This window comes from Salinisphaera sp. Q1T1-3 (assembly GCF_003602005.1).
Taxonomy (GTDB): domain Bacteria; phylum Pseudomonadota; class Gammaproteobacteria; order Nevskiales; family Salinisphaeraceae; genus Salinisphaera.
In genome coordinates, this window is record NZ_QZWD01000002.1 from 101,656 (window position 1) to 119,417 (window position 17,762).

General features: G+C 65.2%; 11 protein-coding genes and 1 riboswitch. Of the genes, 10 read left to right on the forward strand and 1 reads right to left on the reverse strand.

Features of this window, described 5'->3' with window-relative positions:
- Positions 1-2: 2 nt before the first annotated feature.
- Positions 3-797 (forward strand): 3-deoxy-D-manno-octulosonic acid kinase, encoded by a 795-nt coding sequence (locus tag D3260_RS02700; RefSeq protein ID WP_120097026.1) that lies wholly within the window; start codon positions 3-5, stop codon positions 795-797.
- Here the strand turns inward: D3260_RS02700 and D3260_RS02705 are convergent.
- Complete coding sequence (locus tag D3260_RS02705) at positions 752-1,762, reverse strand: lysophospholipid acyltransferase family protein (RefSeq protein WP_120097027.1); 1,011 nt, start codon at positions 1,760-1,762, stop codon at positions 752-754. The genes D3260_RS02700 and D3260_RS02705 overlap by 46 nt on opposite strands.
- Positions 1,763-1,849: 87 nt before the next feature.
- On the opposite strand from D3260_RS02705, the gene hldE reads away from it, so the two are divergent.
- The 9 genes from hldE (at position 1,850) to prsT (ending at position 17,508) form a co-directional block, all read left to right on the forward strand.
- Complete coding sequence (gene hldE, locus D3260_RS02710) at positions 1,850-3,310, forward strand: bifunctional D-glycero-beta-D-manno-heptose-7-phosphate kinase/D-glycero-beta-D-manno-heptose 1-phosphate adenylyltransferase HldE (RefSeq protein WP_120097028.1); 1,461 nt, start codon at positions 1,850-1,852, stop codon at positions 3,308-3,310.
- A gap of 106 nt (positions 3,311-3,416) precedes the next feature.
- Complete coding sequence (locus D3260_RS02715) at positions 3,417-4,733, forward strand: 3-deoxy-D-manno-octulosonic acid transferase (RefSeq protein WP_120097029.1); 1,317 nt, start codon at positions 3,417-3,419, stop codon at positions 4,731-4,733.
- A gap of 213 nt (positions 4,734-4,946) precedes the next feature.
- A riboswitch (cyclic di-GMP riboswitch) is annotated at positions 4,947-5,033 on the forward strand.
- A 102-nt stretch (positions 5,034-5,135) separates the two neighbouring features.
- Positions 5,136-7,430, forward strand: coding sequence for a hypothetical protein (locus D3260_RS02720; protein WP_147418084.1), 2,295 nt, complete (start codon positions 5,136-5,138; stop codon positions 7,428-7,430).
- A gap of 13 nt (positions 7,431-7,443) precedes the next feature.
- A complete protein-coding gene (wecB, locus tag D3260_RS02725) occupies positions 7,444-8,619 on the forward strand; it encodes a non-hydrolyzing UDP-N-acetylglucosamine 2-epimerase (protein ID WP_120097031.1) in 1,176 nt (391 codons plus the stop codon).
- A gap of 52 nt (positions 8,620-8,671) precedes the next feature.
- On the forward strand, positions 8,672-9,013 hold the full coding sequence (locus tag D3260_RS02730) for a PEP-CTERM sorting domain-containing protein (RefSeq protein ID WP_158583363.1): 342 nt from the start codon (positions 8,672-8,674) through the stop codon (positions 9,011-9,013).
- A gap of 290 nt (positions 9,014-9,303) precedes the next feature.
- Positions 9,304-10,710 (forward strand): TIGR03013 family XrtA/PEP-CTERM system glycosyltransferase, encoded by a 1,407-nt coding sequence (locus tag D3260_RS02735; RefSeq protein WP_158583364.1) that lies wholly within the window; start codon positions 9,304-9,306, stop codon positions 10,708-10,710.
- A 393-nt stretch (positions 10,711-11,103) separates the two neighbouring features.
- Positions 11,104-13,233, forward strand: coding sequence for an XrtA/PEP-CTERM system histidine kinase PrsK (prsK, locus tag D3260_RS02740; RefSeq protein WP_120097034.1), 2,130 nt, complete (start codon positions 11,104-11,106; stop codon positions 13,231-13,233).
- The gene (gene prsR / locus D3260_RS02745) at positions 13,230-14,615 is read left to right on the forward strand and encodes a PEP-CTERM-box response regulator transcription factor (protein WP_120097035.1); all 1,386 of its coding nucleotides are present in this window, start codon (positions 13,230-13,232) and stop codon (positions 14,613-14,615) included. The genes prsK and prsR overlap by 4 nt, the downstream gene beginning before the upstream one ends.
- 109 nt (positions 14,616-14,724) lie before the next feature.
- Complete coding sequence (gene prsT, locus D3260_RS02750; protein ID WP_233543924.1) at positions 14,725-17,508, forward strand: XrtA/PEP-CTERM system TPR-repeat protein PrsT; 2,784 nt, start codon at positions 14,725-14,727, stop codon at positions 17,506-17,508.
- Positions 17,509-17,762: the final 254 nt, after the last annotated feature.

Below are 17,762 nucleotides of genomic sequence, written 5' to 3' on the forward strand. Positions count from 1 at the left end.
CCGTGAAGCCGGCAGATGACAGCGAGGCGGCGTACACGCCTGGGGGCCGGTTGGCGGTCGAGCGGGACGCGGCGGGCTGGCTGATCTGGCATCCGCCCGACTGCGCGCAGCGCCCGGCCGCGCAATGGTTCTCTCCGGCGTGGTGGCGCTCGCACGGTGCGTTGCAAGATACTGCCCGTGGCCGGGGCGAGGCCGTGTTCGTGCAGGCGGCGCCGGACACGACATGGGTAGTGCGGCATTATCAACGAGGCGGGCTGCTCGCGCGCATCAACCGCGATCGTTACCTGTGGACCGGGGTCGCACGCAGTCGTGCCCTGCGTGAAATGGCAATGCTGGCGGATCTTTCGGCGGCCGGCCTGGCCGTGCCGCGTCCGGTGGCGGCCCGCATCCGGCGGCGTGGCCTGACGGTATCAGCCGATCTGATCACGGTGGCGATCCCGAACGCGGCGCCGCTGGCTGAGCATTTGATGCACGCCGCGCTGGCGCCTTCAGTCTGGCATGCCTGTGGCCGTGCGATCGCCGCGTTGCATCAAGCCGGGGTATGGCATGCCGATCTCAATGCCCGGAACATTCTCGTTGACGAGGATGCTGATGTTCATCTGATCGATTTCGATCGCGCCCGACGAAGATCGCCGGCCCGGCGATGGCGTCACGACAATCTGGCGCGCCTGCGACGCTCGCTCGATAAGTTCGTGGCCCGCGAAACCGGCTTCTGCTTTGCCGAGTCCGACTGGCAGCGCCTGCAGGCGGGTTATCGCGAGGTCTTTGCCGAGGACTTGGACGCTGCGGGTTTGTAGGGATCCACGCCCTTGCGCTTGAAGCGCTGATGCAGCCAGAAATACTGCGCCGGGTCTTCGTTGACCACGTCTTCGATGATGGCGTTGATGCGCCGGGCATCGGTCGCTTCGTCGTCGCTCGGAAAATCGGCCAGCGGGGGTTTGATGATCAACCGGTAACCCTGGCCGTCGGCCCGTCGGAGCGTGAAGAACGGCACGACGGTCGCCCGGGTCATCTTGGCCATGCGGCTGACCGCGGTGTGCGTCCGGGCGGGCTGGCCGAAGAAGTCCACGGTCACGCTGACGCGCTTGCCGGCTTTCTGGTCGGCCGCATACCAGACGGCATCGCCGCGGCGCAGGGCGGCGAGCAGCGCCATGACGTCGTCGTCGGGAATCGAGGCGCCGCCGATGTGCGCCTCGCGCCGCGTACGCATGACGCGTTCGACGACCGGGTCGCGCGGTGGCTTGTACATCGCCGTGGTGTCGAAGCCGAGTTCACGCATGGTTTTCTGGGCCATGCGCACACCGAGCTCCAGCGACGTGGTGTGAGCCGAAAGCAGGATGATTCCGCGCCCGCGCGTCGCCGCGTCCTCTAGATGATGCAGGCCCTCGACATGGGCGAGACGGTCGATCTTGTCCTGGCTGCCCCACCAGCAGATGCCGGTTTCCAGCGCGCCCCGGCCGACCGAGCGGAAATGCGCGGCGAGCAGATCGGCGCGTGCGGTCTCCGACAGGTCCGGATAGCACAGGCGCAGGTTGATATCGGCAATGCGGGCACGATCGGGCACAACGCGCTGCGCCAGGCGGCCGAGGCCGGCGCCGAGCGCCATCTGTATCCGATAGGGCAGCTGGCTGAGCAGCCAGCCGAGCCCCATCAGCGCCCAGCTCGGCCAGTGGCGCGGCGCATAAAATCGTGCCGATTCGGTGTCGTGTTCGCTAGGCGTCGTCATGTAGAGCGTGCCATCGCCGCGCGTGACGCGAGACAACACGAAGTCAAACCGGGGTGCCGATGTGCTGTGAAAGCGGCGCGGCGCTTTGTATGATGGCCGATTCAAACGCGCGACGAAAGCCTGATGGTCTCCATACCCGCCTTCGCCGACAGCCGTGTCCTGGTGATCGGCGATGTCATGCTCGATCGTTACTGGTACGGCGATACCGGTCGTATCTCGCCCGAAGCCCCGGTGCCGGTAGTACGCATCGGTGAAGAGGAACGTCGCCTCGGTGGCGCCGCGAACGTGGCAATCAACCTGGCTGGCGTCGGCGCGACCACGCGCCTGATCGGCGTGATCGGCACGGACGAGCCCGGACGTGCCACGCGGTTCCTGCTGGACGAGGCCGGCGTGACCGCGGATCTGGTCGAAAGCCCGAGCCATCCCACCATCGCCAAGCTGCGCGTGATGAGTCGCAACCAGCAGCTCATCCGCCTGGATTTCGAGAAGTCCTTTGCGCTGGCCGGTGCGTTCGACCAGGACGCGCTGCGCGCACGTCTGTCTGCAGCGCTCGCCGAGACCGATGTCGTGGTCTGTTCGGACTACGGCAAGGGCACGCTGGCAGATGTCGAGGCCATCATCGCGCTGGCTCGGGAGGCCGGCGTCCCGGTGCTCGTCGATCCGAAGGGACGCGATTGGCAGCGCTATACCGGCGCGACGCTGATCACGCCGAATGTGGCTGAATTCGCCGCTTATGCCGACGACGGCACGGCCGGTATCGACTGGCAGGACGATGAGACGCTCGCCGCGCATGCCCAGTCCGCCCGGGCCCGGCTGTCCCTGGATGCGTTGCTGGTCACGCGCAGCGAGAAGGGCATGAGTCTGTTCCTGCAGGACGGTACGCATCATCTACCGGCCCGGGCCCGCGAGGTCTTCGATGTCACCGGTGCTGGCGACACCGTGATCGCCATGATCGCGGCGGGTCTGGGGGCCGGCCAGACTCTGACCGGGGCGGCCGAACTGGCGAATCTGGCTGCGGGTATCGTGGTGGCCAAGCTCGGCACGGCGACGGTCACGCGCGAGGAATTGCAGCATGCCGCGCGACTCGGGCGCGTGGCCGCCGACGGTGTGATCGACGAGGAAGGGCTGGCCGAATGGTTCGCCAGTGCACATGCCCGCGGCGAACGAATCGTGATGACCAACGGCTGCTTCGATCTGCTGCATCCAGGCCATATCGCTTATCTCGAGGCCGCGCGTGCGCTGGGTGATCATCTCGTCGTGGCAGTCAATGACGATGCTTCGGTCGGGCGTTTGAAGGGCCCGCAGCGGCCGATCAACGATCTGACCCATCGCATGCAGGTATTGCGGGGGCTGGCCGCGGTTGACTGGGTCGTGCCGTTTGCCGAAGACACCCCGGAACGTCTGATCTGTCGCCTGTGCCCGGACGTGCTGGTCAAGGGCGGCGATTACGAGATCGCCGATATCGCCGGTAGCGACTGTGTCCTGGCCGCGGGCGGCGAAGTCCGCACCCTGACGTTTCTCGACGGATTCTCGACGAGCGCGATCGCCGCGCGGATTCGCGATCGAGATGCCACCGAGAATTGAAGACGCCCGGACTGGCCGGTCCGGGCGGCAATGGCTCGATCTCTGATGCGAGCGGCGACATGGTGATCGTGATGCGCCGTACAGCAGCGATAGCGAGGCCACGACCGTGATCTGGCGCGCGCTCTACGCGCTCGCGACCTGGACCGCGTTGCCGGCGGTCCTGCTGTATTTCGCCTGGCGGGGGCGTCGCGAGCCGGCCTATCGCGCCCACTGGGCCGAACGGCTGGGGGCAATCGCGCCGCGTCGCGACCGACCGATCTGGATTCATGCCGCGTCGGTGGGCGAAGTCAATCTCGCAATCTCGCTCGTCCGAGCGCTGCGCGCGCAGCGGACCGACGTGCCGATGCTACTGACCACGATGACCCCGACCGGCCGGGCGACGGCCCATCGCGGGTTGCCGGATGATGTATCGGTCGGTTATGTGCCGCTCGACACGCCGGATGCGACACGTCGCTTCATCCGGCGGGTGGCGCCACGGCTGGGGATGATCATCGAGACCGAGCTGTGGCCGAATCTGATCGGTGCCGCCACGGGGCAGGGCGTGCCGCTCGTCCTGGCCAATGCCACGCTCTCGGCCGATTCCGCGCGGGCCTATCGCCGTTGGCCGGCGCGGCGTGTCCTGGCCTGGATGCTCGCCCGTTTCGACGACATCCTGGCAGCTAGTGAGGCCGACGCCGCGCGGTTTCGCGCGCTCGGCGCCGTGCACGGGCAGGTCCGTGTCGCCGGCAATATCAAATACGATTTTCAGCCGCCCGCCGATCTGGCCGCTCGAGCCCGGGCGCGACGCTGCCACTGGGCCGCCGCGTCGCGCCCGATCCTCGTCGCTGCGAGCACCCACGAAGGCGAAGAGGCGCGGCTGCTCGATATTCATCGATCGTTGACGCGACGGTATCCGGATCTGTTGATGATTCTCGTGCCGCGTCATCCACAGCGGTTCGACCTCGTGGCCGATGAACTCTCGCGGCGCGATATCGTCTTCGCGCGGCATGCTCGGGGCGATGCCGTCGATACCCGGACATCGGTCGTTCTGGGAGACACGCTCGGCGAGCTGTTGCTCTTCTACGCCATGGCCGATGTCGTGTTCGTTGGTGGCTCGCTGATCACGGGTATCGGCGGGCACAACATCATCGAGCCGGCTGCCCTTGGTCGTGTCTTCGCGACCGGAGCCGGTGTCGACGACTGGCGCGAAGCGATCGCGCATTTCGATCCGGCGGCAGCGTGCATCGTGCCCGACGACCAGACCCTGGCAGTCTGGCTATCGGATTGGCTGGCCGATCCGGTCGCGCGGGATGAGGCCGGTGCCGACAACGCATCGCGCGCCCGAGCGCATCGCGGCGCCTTGCAGGTGTGTGTCGAGACCGTGAGCCGCCGCCTCGGCGTTGTCGATGACGATGCCGCGCAATCGCGGTATGTCGACGATTAGAAACATGATTTCAGCCGGCTCGAACCGCCGGCCGGCTGCGTAGGCGGCGCTGCGTGCGAATCTTGACGGCGCCGGCTTGCGCTTCGCCCGAATCGAATTGATACTTTCGGCCAGTAGAACCGTTCTATATGGCGGTTCGATGGACAATACGGCTTTGTCGGCGTGTTCGCCTGGGCTATCTCATGCGACGAGACGACGAAGCCAGATTTTTCGAGTCAGAAAAGGCAAAGCTGTCGAAAGACGGTGACGCAAAACCACGGGCCTAAAGCGCTGTCGCGCCATGGTCGCCGGGTTGCCGCTCGTTGAGTTGGGGACGAGGGCATAAGTTCGTGATATTTCACGATCTCGTCCTGTCTTGCATCGAGATTGACCGGCGAGATCATTGAACGGGGGAATGGTCTCATGTCGGCCTTGATGACGCGTTTTCTGGTGATTGTGCTGCTCGGTTTCGGGCTTGTGGCCTGCAACGACGGCGGGGGTTCGGATCAATCCGGCAGCTCGGCCGATACTTCGGGCGGCGGTGCATCACAGGGGGGCGACGGCACGACGACGGACGGGGGCACGTCCGGCAAGGGCGATACGGCCAGTGCCCTGTCAGCCGAGGCGGGAACCCCGATCACGGATGCGTTTCCGAGCGCGCGCCGTATCACCACCGCCAAGGTGGTGAGTACCGGGGGACGAGCCGCCGCGACATTGACCTTCGGTCAGGTGTTCGCCAAGGGTCAGGTCGCCGGCGATGCCCATCTCGTGGCCGTGCGCGACGGACGCGTGTTGGCCACACAGACCGATCCGAAAGCGACATGGGCCGACGGCTCGCTACGACACGCCGTGTTGAGTGTTGCCGTGCCCAGGACCGGTGGCGACGCGGCCGTTTCGCTGTCGCTGTATGCGGTGGATCGAGCGCCGCAGTGGCGTGTCAAGGCGCCGACTCTGTCCGATCTGTTATCCCGTGATTTCGACGCGCGTCTGGCGTTGACGATGTCCGGAACCCGCTATACCGCAAACGCGCGAACGGCCATCGAAAGCATCCAGTCCCGCGGCCGCTGTCCGGTGTGGGGAGCGCGTGATTGCAAACGCTGGCTCGACGGGCCGCTGGTCAGCGAATGGATCGTCGCCGCGCCGCTCGACGATGGGCGCGACCAGGCCCCGTTGCTGCGGACCTATTTCCATGTGCGTGCGATACGCGGGCCGGCGGGTCGTATCGACAACGTGCGCGTGGACACCGTCGTCGAGAATACGCGCAGTTACGATATCTCGCCGTCCAACCAGCATTACGATGCACGGATCACCGTCGGGCAGTCGCAGTACAGCGTCAGCGACCTGACGCACTATCTGCATGCCCGCTGGCATCATGTGCTCTGGCACAACGGTGCCCCGAAGCGCCGGATTCTGCCGTCTGTCGCCTATCTGCAGCAGAGCCGGGCGATCTCGAACTACGCCGATCTGTCGCCGGATAGCGATTTTCTCGCCGGCGTGCGCCAGAGCAATCCGCCGATGGCACGCGGCGACCTGACGGCCTACATGGGCCAGACCGGTGCCCAGGCGGGCATCGGGCCGTTGCCGCAGTGGACGTCGGCCTATGCCGTATCCGGTGCGCTGCGCGCGTTTCGGTGGATGAAGGCCAACGACGATGCCGGCGGCAGTTATGGTTTCCACTACCGGGATGCGGCGACGGGACGGGCCCTGTCGATCGTCGACCATCCTTATGTGACGCTGGCCAACTACAACTGGGCATCGCGAGCCGGGGGCCGGTTCGCGGTCGATCTGCTGCCGCGCTGCAATGCCGACTGCGAGTCGCCGTGGTCCTACGAAATCGCGCATCAGCCGTCCATCGGCTATGTCACATATCTGGTCACCGGCGACTACTACTACCTCGAGGAGATGCAGTTCCAGGCCAGCTATGACGAACTCTGGGCCAACGAAGGCTATCGCAGCTTCGACAAGGGGCTCCTGCTGGGCGCACAGGATCAGGTGCGCGGCCAGGCCTGGGTGCTGCGTGCGATTTCCGATACCGCCTTCGCGACGCCGGACGATGATCCGATGAAGTCGTACTTCGTCGGCCTGATCGATAACATCGTGGCCGATTATCTCGACAAGTACGTCGATGCGCCGAACCATCCGCTGCACGTGCTCGATGCCTACGGAGCCGTCCACTACCAGCTCAACGGACAGCGCCACAACGGCATCGCGCCCTGGCAACAGGATTTCTTCACCTGGGCGGTCGGCCATGCGGCAGAACAGGATGTGCCGGGAGCGTCGCGGCTGCTGGCCTGGTTCGCCCCGTGGTACGTTGGCCTGATGACGGATACGGCCACGCTCGGCGGCGACGGATTCTGCTGGCTCAAGGCGAGTGCCTATGCCATGCAGCTCCGCGACGACGCCAACAGCCCGATCTATGACTCGCTGCAAACGGTCTACGATCGGAGCTTCCCGGCATTGGCCGGGACGTCGTGCAACAGCCAGACCATGCGACGGGCAATGGCCGACGGCGGTACGCCGGTACCGCTCGATCAGATGGACGGTTATCCCGAATCACCGACCGGGTTCCCGTCGAATCTGCAGATCGGTCTGGCCATGATCGCCAACACGGGCGAAAGCGGCGTCCGCCAGGCCTGGCAACGGTTCGCCACGCGGGCAACGCAGCCGGACTACGCCAATATGCCGCAGTTCGCCGTCGTGCCGCGCAGCGCAAATTAGGATCGCGAATTTCGTGAGGGAACGAGAACAAGGTGATGGCACGTACCGGGTCGATCTGATCGCCGCCGCCCGGCCGAACTTCATCAAGATCGCGCGGCTGGTGCAGGCACTCGCCGATGCCCCGTGGTGCCGATTGCGTCTGGTGCACACAGGGCAGCATTACGATGCCAACATGTCACAGGCGTTCTTCGACGAGTTCGAACTGCCGGCGCCGGATGTACATCTCGAAATCGGTGCGGGGACGCACGCCGAGCAGACCGGGCGTACGCTCATGGCCTACGAAGCAGCCTGTCGTACCGACCGGCCGGACTGGACGATCGTGGTCGGCGACGTCAACGCCACGATCGCCTGCGCGCTGGCAGCGAACAAGTTGGGTATTCGTGTGGCGCATCTCGAAGCCGGATTGCGCAGTCATGATCGTGCCATGCCCGAAGAAACCAACCGCGTGCTCACCGACCGCATCGCGGATCTGCTCTGGACGCCGTCCCCGGACGCAGATGCCAACCTGCGATACGAAGGCATCCCCGAACAACGCATCGCGCATGTCGGCAACATCATGATCGATACGCTCGTGCACATGCGCTCGAAAATTGCGGCCGATGACACACGTACCCGTTTCGGTCTGGTTGACGAAGGCTATGCCGTGGCGACCTTTCACCGACCGTCCAACGTCGACGATGCGGATGCCTGCCGGCGGCTGGTCGATACGCTGGCCGCACTCGGCGCGCGCCTGCCGGTGGTGATGCCGCTGCATCCGCGTACCGGAGCACGCCTGGCCGAATTCGGGCTGCTGGCGCGTCTGCGGTCCTGTGCCGGCGTACGGTTGACCGAGCCGCTCGGTTATATCGCCTTCATGAATCTGATCACCGGGGCGCGTGTCGTGGTCACCGACTCCGGCGGGGTTCAGGAAGAAACGACCTATCTCGGTGTGCCGTGCCTGACCACGCGGGCCAATACCGAGAGACCGATTACCCTGAGTGAAGGTACCAATCGGCTGGTCTCGCTCACCAACCTCATCGACGCCGTGGACGCCGAACTGAGCGGGCCGCGACGTGTGCGACGCGCGCCCCCGGCCTTGTGGGATGGCGCGACGGCCGGCCGCGTGGTCGCCAGTCTGGCCGCCCGCATCGGCGTCCCCTGCGAGGTGGCGGGAAATATGGTCGATGCCGATACTTTACATCCGCAGTGATGTTATAGTACGACCGTATTCAAGTGGGCACTGCCCAATCGAGGGGTTTGCGATGAAAGACCGATTTCTGACGTCGTCATTCAAGCGTCGCGGCATGGCAACGCTGTTGTTGCTTTGTGCCGCCCTGTTTGCGGTGGTTCCGATCGCAAGCGCTTCCACGGCGAGCTCGCAGCCGGCAGCCGGCAGCTCCTACCTGCTGAGTTCGAACCAGAACGTCGTGCAGTCGAACAGCACGAACCACAACTCGGGGTTCGGTATCTGTATCGGCAGCGGTTGTGGTCGTACGAACGTGCCGGAGCCGGCAGCCTGGGCCGTGTTCGGCTTTGGCGCACTCCTGATTGCGTTCGGCATCGGTGTGCGTCGCCGTCGCATGGGGCCGTCGGTGATCCGATGAATGGTCGTGATGAGACAGTGCATCGGCTGTAGCATGCCAACAGCCCGCGGACCCGACGTACCGTACGTCGGGTTTTTTTTGCCTGTGATTCGACGGTCGTAGCGCGGGCGGGGTTTAAAATTGCCGAAATCTGGGGGCCTGTCACACGATCCGGCTGCATGCCGGTCCGTGAGTGATCGTGAGTCGGGCATATGCTTGTCGTTGCATGGCGTCGTTGCCATGTGGCCGACGGACAAGGGAGAGCGCGAGCTGCCGGCTTGGGGCCAGCGGGTGCGCGCGACGAGACGTCCATGAATACGATTCGTCTTTTCAACCACCACATCCATGTCCGTTTCATCGGACTGGCGCTGGTCCATCTCGTGCTGCTGGCCGGCAGTATTCTCGTCGGCGCGCAGCTGCGCTTTCTCGGGATGAATGCCGATCTGATCGCCAGCCCGGCGATGATCGTGTTGCGTGCGCTCGTCTATGCCGCGCTCATGATGGTCGGCCTCGGGGCAATGGGTCTCTATCGCACCCAGCGTCAGGCCATGGGCTTCTCGATTCTGGCCCGTGTAGCGACCGGCCTCGTCTTCGGTGCCTTGCTCGCCTTCATCGTCTATTACGTGCTGCCGTCGTTGTTCGTCGGGCGCGGGGTCTTCGCGCTGGCCTGGCTGATGTCGTTTCTTACCGTGTCGGGCGCACAGCATCTGTTCGGTCGTTACGCCGTGCACAGCGGGGCCATGTGGCGTGTACTGTTCTACGGGGCAGGCGACAATGCCGCGGAGCTGCTGGCCTTCATGCGTCGTCGCAGCGACCGTGCCCAGTTCCGTCTGACCGGATGCGTGGTCCTCGACGGTGAGTCCTGTCGAGTCGAGGATGAGCTGCAGTGTCGCCTCGATCAGTCGTTGGCCGAATACGCCCAGGCCCACGACATCGACGAAATCGTGGTTGCCATGGACGATCGGCGCCGTAATTTTCCGGCCGACGCGCTGATCGACTGCCGTATTGCCGGCATCAACGTCGTGGACATGGTCAGCTTCTATGAGCGTCAGACCGGCCGCGTGAAAACCGAGTTGCTGCAGCCGAGCTGGATTATCTTTTCCGAGGGATTCCGCCAGGGGTCTTTCGATAATCTCGTCAAACGCGGTGTGGATCTGGTGGCTTCCGCCGTGATGCTGGCCGTGCTCTGGCCGGTGATGCTGGTCGCCATGGTGGCGATCAAGTACGAGGAAGGCTGGCGCGCGCCGTGTTTCTATCGCCAGATCCGGGTCGGGGCCAACGGTCGGCATTTCTCGATTGTGAAATTCCGGACGATGCGTATCGATGCCGAAGCCGTGGGCGGTGCCCAGTGGGCGAGCGAGAATGATCCACGAATTACCCGCATCGGGCACCATCTACGAAGCCTGCGCATCGATGAGCTGCCGCAGATATGGAACGTCTTCTGTGGCGACATGAGTCTGGTCGGCCCGCGACCGGAGCGTCCGCAGTTCGTCGAACGACTGACAGAGGTCCTGCCTTACTATCGCGTGCGGGGGTGCGTGCGGCCGGGCGTCACCGGCTGGGCCCAGCTGTGCTATCCCTACGGCGCAACGGAAGCCGACTCCAATGCCAAGCTGCAGTTCGATCTTTATTACGTGAAGAATCGAAGCCTGTTCCTCGATCTGTTGATCCTGTGCAACACGATCGAAGTGGTGTTGTTTCGCAAGGGCAGCCGCTAGGGTCTGTTGATGTGTCGCGCGAGCGCCGCGTTGGCGCCACAAATCGTGTCCTGCAAGGTGCGAATCGCCGGTCGTGGCGTGCCACGATCCAGACTCGCAACGCCGCGGGGCAGTCATCGTCGATGGTTGATGGGCGGCCCAACCCGTCGGGACAAGTGCGCCGGAATCAAAAACACGACGGCAATCCAGCGTTCCAGCACGCTGGCGCCGAATGACACGCTGTGCGCGCGACGCCTCGTCTGGTCGGCTATCGTCAATTGCAGGGCGCCCTCGGCACTGACTCGCACGACACATCCACAGACCCTGGACGGTGGCGCGATCGGAAAGGATCGCAGCCTTTGGCATGCCGTATCCGGCAATACCTGATGAGCGATCGCGGCCCGGAGGCGCCTGATGTTCCCGACCCTGAACGCGACTGAGCTCTGGTTGTTGTCCAACGGTCTCGCGGCGGGCGGGTTTGCCGCGCTCGCGCTGGTGCTGCAGTTCGGGATCCGGGCCGATCATCGGGCATTGCCCTGGTTGATCGGGGCGAGTCTGGTCAGCGCATTCTGGTTCGGCCTGCTGGTCATCGCGCCAATCCTGCACCCGGGCGGCGCCACGCTCGATCTGGTCGAATCGATACGAACCGGGCTCTGGATCATCGCGGCCCTTCATCTATTGCCGCGGGAAATCGCGCATCGCCCCACGATACGGACCTGTCGTACCTTGGCGCTCGGGGTGGCCGCGTTGCTCGTGCTGGTTGCCGCGGTCCCGTTTCTGCGCGGCATGCTGGCCACAGGCACAGCGCCGCCGGGACATGGTATCGGCTTCGTTCTGCTGATGATCGCCGCCTCGCTGATCGGGCTTGTGATCATCGAGGCGACCTATCGAGCCAGCGATGTCGATGCGCGCTGGGCGATCAAGTTCGCCTGCATCGCGCTGGCGGCGCTGTTCGCCTACGATTTCGTGATGTATTCCGGCGCGCTGATTGCGCATCGCATTCCGGTAGCGTCCTGGAACGCGCGTGGTTTCGCCAATCTGCTGGCCGTGCCGCTGATTGCTCTGGCCGCGTTGCGCAACGATCGCTGGACGAGCCGCGTCAGCGTGTCGCAGAAAGCGTTGTTCTCGGCCACGGTGTTGATTGCAGCCGGGCTGTATCTGACCGGCACGGCGATCGTGGGCATGATCATCCGGCGATTCGGTGGCAGCTGGGCCGAGGCCGTGGCGCTGCTGTTCGTCGTCGCGGCGGTCATGGCGCTGGTGGTGCTGGTTTCGTCAGGCCAGGTGCGCGGTACGGCACGTGTGCTGCTGCGCAAGCATCTGCTTGCCTATCGCTATGATTATCGCGAGCAGTGGCTGGCGTTGACGCGCCGGCTCGGGCGCAGCGATGACGGAATGGGCCCGCACGAACGTGCGATTCGTGCCGTGGCCGAAGCCCTGGATTGCCCTGGCGGGGCGGTGTGGATTTTGCGGGACGAGCGCTATGTCTGTGCCGCCGACTGGAATCTCGGCGAGGCGCATGAGGCGAGTCTGCCGGCCGATAGTGCATTCACCGCGTATCTGGCCCGTACGGCCTGGGTGGTCGATATCACGGCCTGGCGTCGCGACGCCGGTCCATACGAGGGGCTCGTGATGCCGCCGGCCCTCGAGGCATTGCGGCGTGCGCGTCTGATTCTGCCGCTCTTTGCCGGCGGCACGAGCCTGATCGGCTTTCTCGTGTTGGCCTCGCCTCGGGCAGCATTCGAGCTGGGCTGGGAAGAACTCGATCTGCTCAAGGCGTTCGGCCAGCAGGTCGGGGTCTATCTCGATCATGAGGAAAGCAGCCGCGCGCTCGCCCAGGCGCGTCAGTTCGAAGCATTCAATCGGCTGACGGCCTTTCTCATGCACGATCTGAAGAATATCGCCGGCCAGCAGTCGCTGATCGTCCAGAACGCGCGCAAGCACCGTGAAAACCCGGCGTTCATCGACGACATGATCGAGACCGTGGAATATTCGGTCGCGCGCATGCAGCGTGTTCTGGAACAACTCGGTCGGGTTTCGCAGGGCCAGGATGTGGCACGTCGGGTCGAGGTCGATGCCGTGGTCGATACGGTGCTCGATGGTCTGGCCAGTTCGCGCCCGCGGCCGCAGCGGATTTCGCCGCCCTGTGGTGCGCAGGTGACGCTGGATGCCGATCGGCTCGGCATGATGCTGCGTCATCTGTTGCGCAACGCCCAGGATGCGACGACGCCCGAAGGCCGTGTCGCAGTCGAAGTCGAGACGGGGGCGGGCGAGGTCAAGATCAGCGTGATCGACGACGGCGTCGGCATGACGCCGTCGTTCATTCGTGATGAGCTGTTCCAGCCGTTCGTGAGCACGAAGTCCGCGCGGGGCATGGGGATCGGTGCCTTCCAGGTCCGCGATTTTGCACGGGCATGCGGCGGTCGTGTGACCGTGGACAGCCGCCCGAACGAGGGCACGCGTTTTACACTCAGGTTGCCATGCCTCGATGCCACGCACGAGGATGCACCGATCGAAGCCACGAATTCCGGGGGAACGGCATGACCGACAACGCACAACGTCTGCTCATCGTCGAGGACGATCCGGGGCTGACGCGTCAGTTGCGATGGGCGTTCGACGATTATTCGCCGATCTTCGCCGAGGATCGGGCGGGGGCGGTTGATCAGCTACGGCGACACGAGCCCCAGGTGGTGCTGCTGGATCTGGGCCTGCCGCCGGCGGCCGATGGCATCACGGAGGGCATGGCCGCGCTCGACGAGATTCTCGCCCTGGCGCCGATGACCAAGGTTATTGTCGTGACCGGCAACGGGGATGAGTCCAGTGCGATGCAGGCCATTGCGACCGGGGCCTACGACTTCTATCAGAAGCCGGTCGATACCGAGATCGTGGGACTGATCATTCAGCGTGCCTTTCATATCTGGCAGCTCGAGCAGCAGAATCGCGAGCTCCGGTCTGGGGTCGACCGGCCCCTGGACGGTGTGGTTGCCATCAGTGACAACATGCGCCAGGTGCTGCGGCAGTTGGAAAAGATTGCGCCGACGAACGCCACGACCCTGCTGCAAGGGGATACGGGCACCGGCAAGGAAGTATTGGCACGTGCCCTGCATCGCCTGAGTCCGCGTGCGAATCGGTCTTTCGTGGCGATCAATTGCGCGGCGATTCCCGAGCATCTGCTCGAAAGCGAACTGTTCGGCTACGAAAAGGGCGCCTTCACCGGTGCCCAGAAACAGACGCCCGGCAAGGTGGAGCTGGCCGACGGGGGCACGCTGTTTCTGGACGAAATCGGGGATATGGCGCCGCCGCTCCAGGCAAAGCTGTTGCGTTTTCTGCAGGAGCGTGTGATCGAGCGGGTCGGTGGGCGTCGCGAGATTGCAGTGGATGCGCGTGTCATCTGTGCCACACATCGTGATCTGAATACGCTGATCGCCAGCGGCACGTTTCGCGAGGATCTGTACTACCGGATCGCCGAGATCACGCTGCATATCCCGGCACTCAAGGATCGGCCGGGCGATGCGGTGGCCATCGCCCGGGTCCTGTTCGAAAACGCCAGCGGCGCGCACAAGCGCGCACTACGGGGGCTGGCGCCGGATGCCGTGGCCGCGATCGAGGCCTATGAGTGGCCGGGCAACGTACGCGAGCTCGAGCATCGCATCAATCGCGGTGTCATTCTCACCGAGAACAATCGCCTGAGCGCGGCGGATCTCGGATTGAGCGCGCCGGCGGGGGATGGGCGTACGCCGGAACGGCTCAACCTGCGCCAGGTGCGCGATGAAGCCGAACGCGAGGCGGTCTCGCAGAGCCTCGAGCACGCTGAAGGCAATGTCTCGCATGCGGCACGCCTGCTCGGCATCTCGCGTCCGGCACTCTACGATCTGATGCGCAAGCACCGGATCGAGTCGCATGCCGCACAATCGGCCTCGTCGTGAGGCCGGTGCACAAAGCACGGACGTCGACAGACAGATCAAAACGAATATGACGGGAGACGCGATCGTGACGAGTGGACGAGGGGCAGCACGGCGCAGGATGCGCGGCGCATTGGCAGGCGGCCTGATTGTCGCGACCGGTCTGGTACTGGGCGGCTGCGGTGGGCCAAGTCCGGACGCGCAGATGAGTGCGGCACAGAAAGCCTATCGCCAGAGCGATTACCAGCGTGCCGAAGTCCAGTTGAAGACGCTGTTGCAGAAACAACAGGACAACGCCGCCGCCTGGCTGCTGCTCGGGCGTGTATCGCTGGCCCGGCGTGATTACGACGATGCCGTCCATCAGTTCGAGCAGGCCCGTCAGCAGGGTAGCGACCCGGCCGATCTGCGCTTGCCCATGGCCCAGGCCCTGGTCTCCACCGATCAATACGACCGTGCGCTCACTGTTTTGAATGCGGACGGTGTGAACACCAAGGACGAGACGAGCGATACCCGGGCGCAGGGGGGCGTGCTGCGCGGTCTGGCCCTGCTGGGCCAGAACAAGCTCACCGAGGCCCGGGCCGCGCTCGACCATGCGATCGAGCTTGCGCCGGACATGCCGGCAGCGCTGCACGCTCGTGCCCGCATCGCCGAAGCCCAGGGCGACACGGATATCGCCCGGGATGATCTGAATCGCGCGATCGCCAACGATCATGACGACCGCGCCGCCCAGGCCCTGCTCGGGCGGCTCGAATATCGCAATCAGCATTGCGATGCGGCTGTGGGGCCGCTGGCGGCCGCGCTGCAGGGCGGCCGCCAGCAGTTGTCCGCTGCCGATACACGCCAGCCACGGGCGATGCTGGCCGATTGTCAGCTGCGGCTCGGTCAGCGCGATGAGGCCGAAGCCAATATCAAGACACTGCTGGCCGCCAATGCCAACGATCCGTATGCCCATTATCTACAGGCACTGGTCGAGATCGGCAACGGCAACTATCAAGCGGCGGCCAACCACGTTCAGGCCACCCTGAACGCTGACCCGAACAATCTGCGCAGCATGACGCTGATGGCCTGGATCCGCATCGTCCAGGGCCAGCCCGACACGGCTCGACCGTATCTGGACCGCGTGCTCGCGCGTGCGCCCGACGATGCAATGGCGTTGCGACTGCGGGCGGGCATGCTGGTGGCGGACAACCAGGGCGCGCAGGCGCTGGACCTGGTCCGGCAGGCCTACAAGCGCCAGCCCGATGCGCCCGGTGTGCGCCAGTCCCTGGCAGCCGTCACGGCGTGGCTGGACACGCACGACGCGTCGAACCAGAGCGCGTCGTCGGCAACGGGGGCAGGGGATGTCGAGCTGCAGATCGAGCTGGCCCGCTCGTTGATGGGGCTCGACAGCCCGGCCGCCGCGCTGGCGGTGCTGGACCGGATCGAACCGGCGAACGCCGAGGCACGTCAGCGGGTCGCCGCGGCCCGGGTCGGTATCCTGCTGGCCGGTGGTTCGCACGATCAGGCGATCGCGGCGGCCAAGGCGCTCGTCGCTGAACAGCCGACGCTCGACGCCCGGCTTCTGTTGATCGATGCCTATGCCAGCGCCGGTCAGTATGCGCAGGCTCAGGGCGTTCTCGGAGCGATCCAGGGCCAGGACGATGATGATCGGGTGGCCCGCGTACGCGCGGCCCTGGCATTGCAGCAGGGGGATTACGCAACGGCCGAGCATGTCCTGACGGCGCTTGCGAAGACACATCCCGACGACGAACGCATCGCGCGCCAGCTGACGGCGGTCTATCTGCAGACCGGGCGCCCCGAGCAGGCGGCGCAAACGCTGGCCGCACTCGCCAAGGCGCATCCGGACGACGATACGCTGCAGCAACATCTGGCACGGCTGTACGTGGATACGGGCCGCATCGACAAGGCCAGGGCGCTGATCAAGCCACATCTGTCCGGCAACGATGCCCAGCAGGCCGCCTGGCGCACACTCGATGGCATCGCCCAGCTGGCTCGCGGCGACACCGCGCAGGGGCTGGCCACGCTGGAACAGGCCGCGAGCGACAACAGCGATCCGCGTGCCGGCCTCACGCTCGCCCAGGCGCGTCTGGCCAATGATCAGACCGCAGCGGCGCTCGAACAGCTGCGCGCCATGGTCAAGAACAGGCCCAGTTTCTGGGCCGCGCGTGCCTTGCTCGCTCAGGCTGAGCTCCAGAACGGCGATGTCGCCGCGGCCAGTAGCCAGGTCGAGGCATTGCGCTCGGGCGGTCAGGTTCTCATGGCGGACGTGCTGGCCGGTGATATCGCGCGTCGACGCCAGGATTACGCCAAGGCCGATGCCGCCTACGGGGCCGCTTACGACCGTCGAGCCTCCGCCGCGCTGGCGATGGCGCGCTTCGAGGTCCGCCGTGCCGGGCAGCTCGACGACCCCGAAGTGCCGTTGACCGACTGGCTGTCACAGTCTCCGGACAGTGCGCCGGTCGCACTTCAACTGGCGAGCTGGTACCAGGCCAACGGCCGCGACGGCGCTGCCGCCAAGGTTTATCGGCGGCTCGTGTCGGCTCAGCCGCGCAATCCCGTGGCCTTGAACAATCTCGCCCTGCTCAGTGCCAAGGGCGATCGCGCCCAGGCGATCAACTACGCGCGGTCGGCCCATCAGGCCGCGCCCGATTCGCCGGCCATCAGCGATACGCTGGGCTGGTTGCTCTGGCAGAACGGAGATCACGCCGAAGCGCTGTCGCTGCTGGCAAGCGCTTATCAGGCGGCAGGGCAGTCGGCTGAAATCGCCTATCATTACGGTATCGCACGCGCGAACAGTCCGGATGCCCAGGGCCCGCCGGCCGATGCCGCGCTCAAGGCAGCGCTTGCGGGCGACCTGAGTGCCGAGCAACAACGTCAGGCCCGACAGCTGCTGCAGTCGCCGGACAGCGGATCGTGACCGCGGGAAACCGCAACGAGCCGCCGAAAAATTGCTACCATCCGACACAGGGCCTGTTGATGTTTCGTTCGAGCGCCGCGTTGGTGCTACAAATCGTGTCCGGCAAGGCGCGAGTCGCTGATCGTGGCGTGCCACGTTCCAGATTCGCAACGCCGCAGGGCGGCCATTGTCGATTGTTCATGGGTGGCCCACCCCTTCGGGACAAGTGCCCCGAAATCAAAAACACGACGGCAATCCAGCGTTGTAGCACGCTG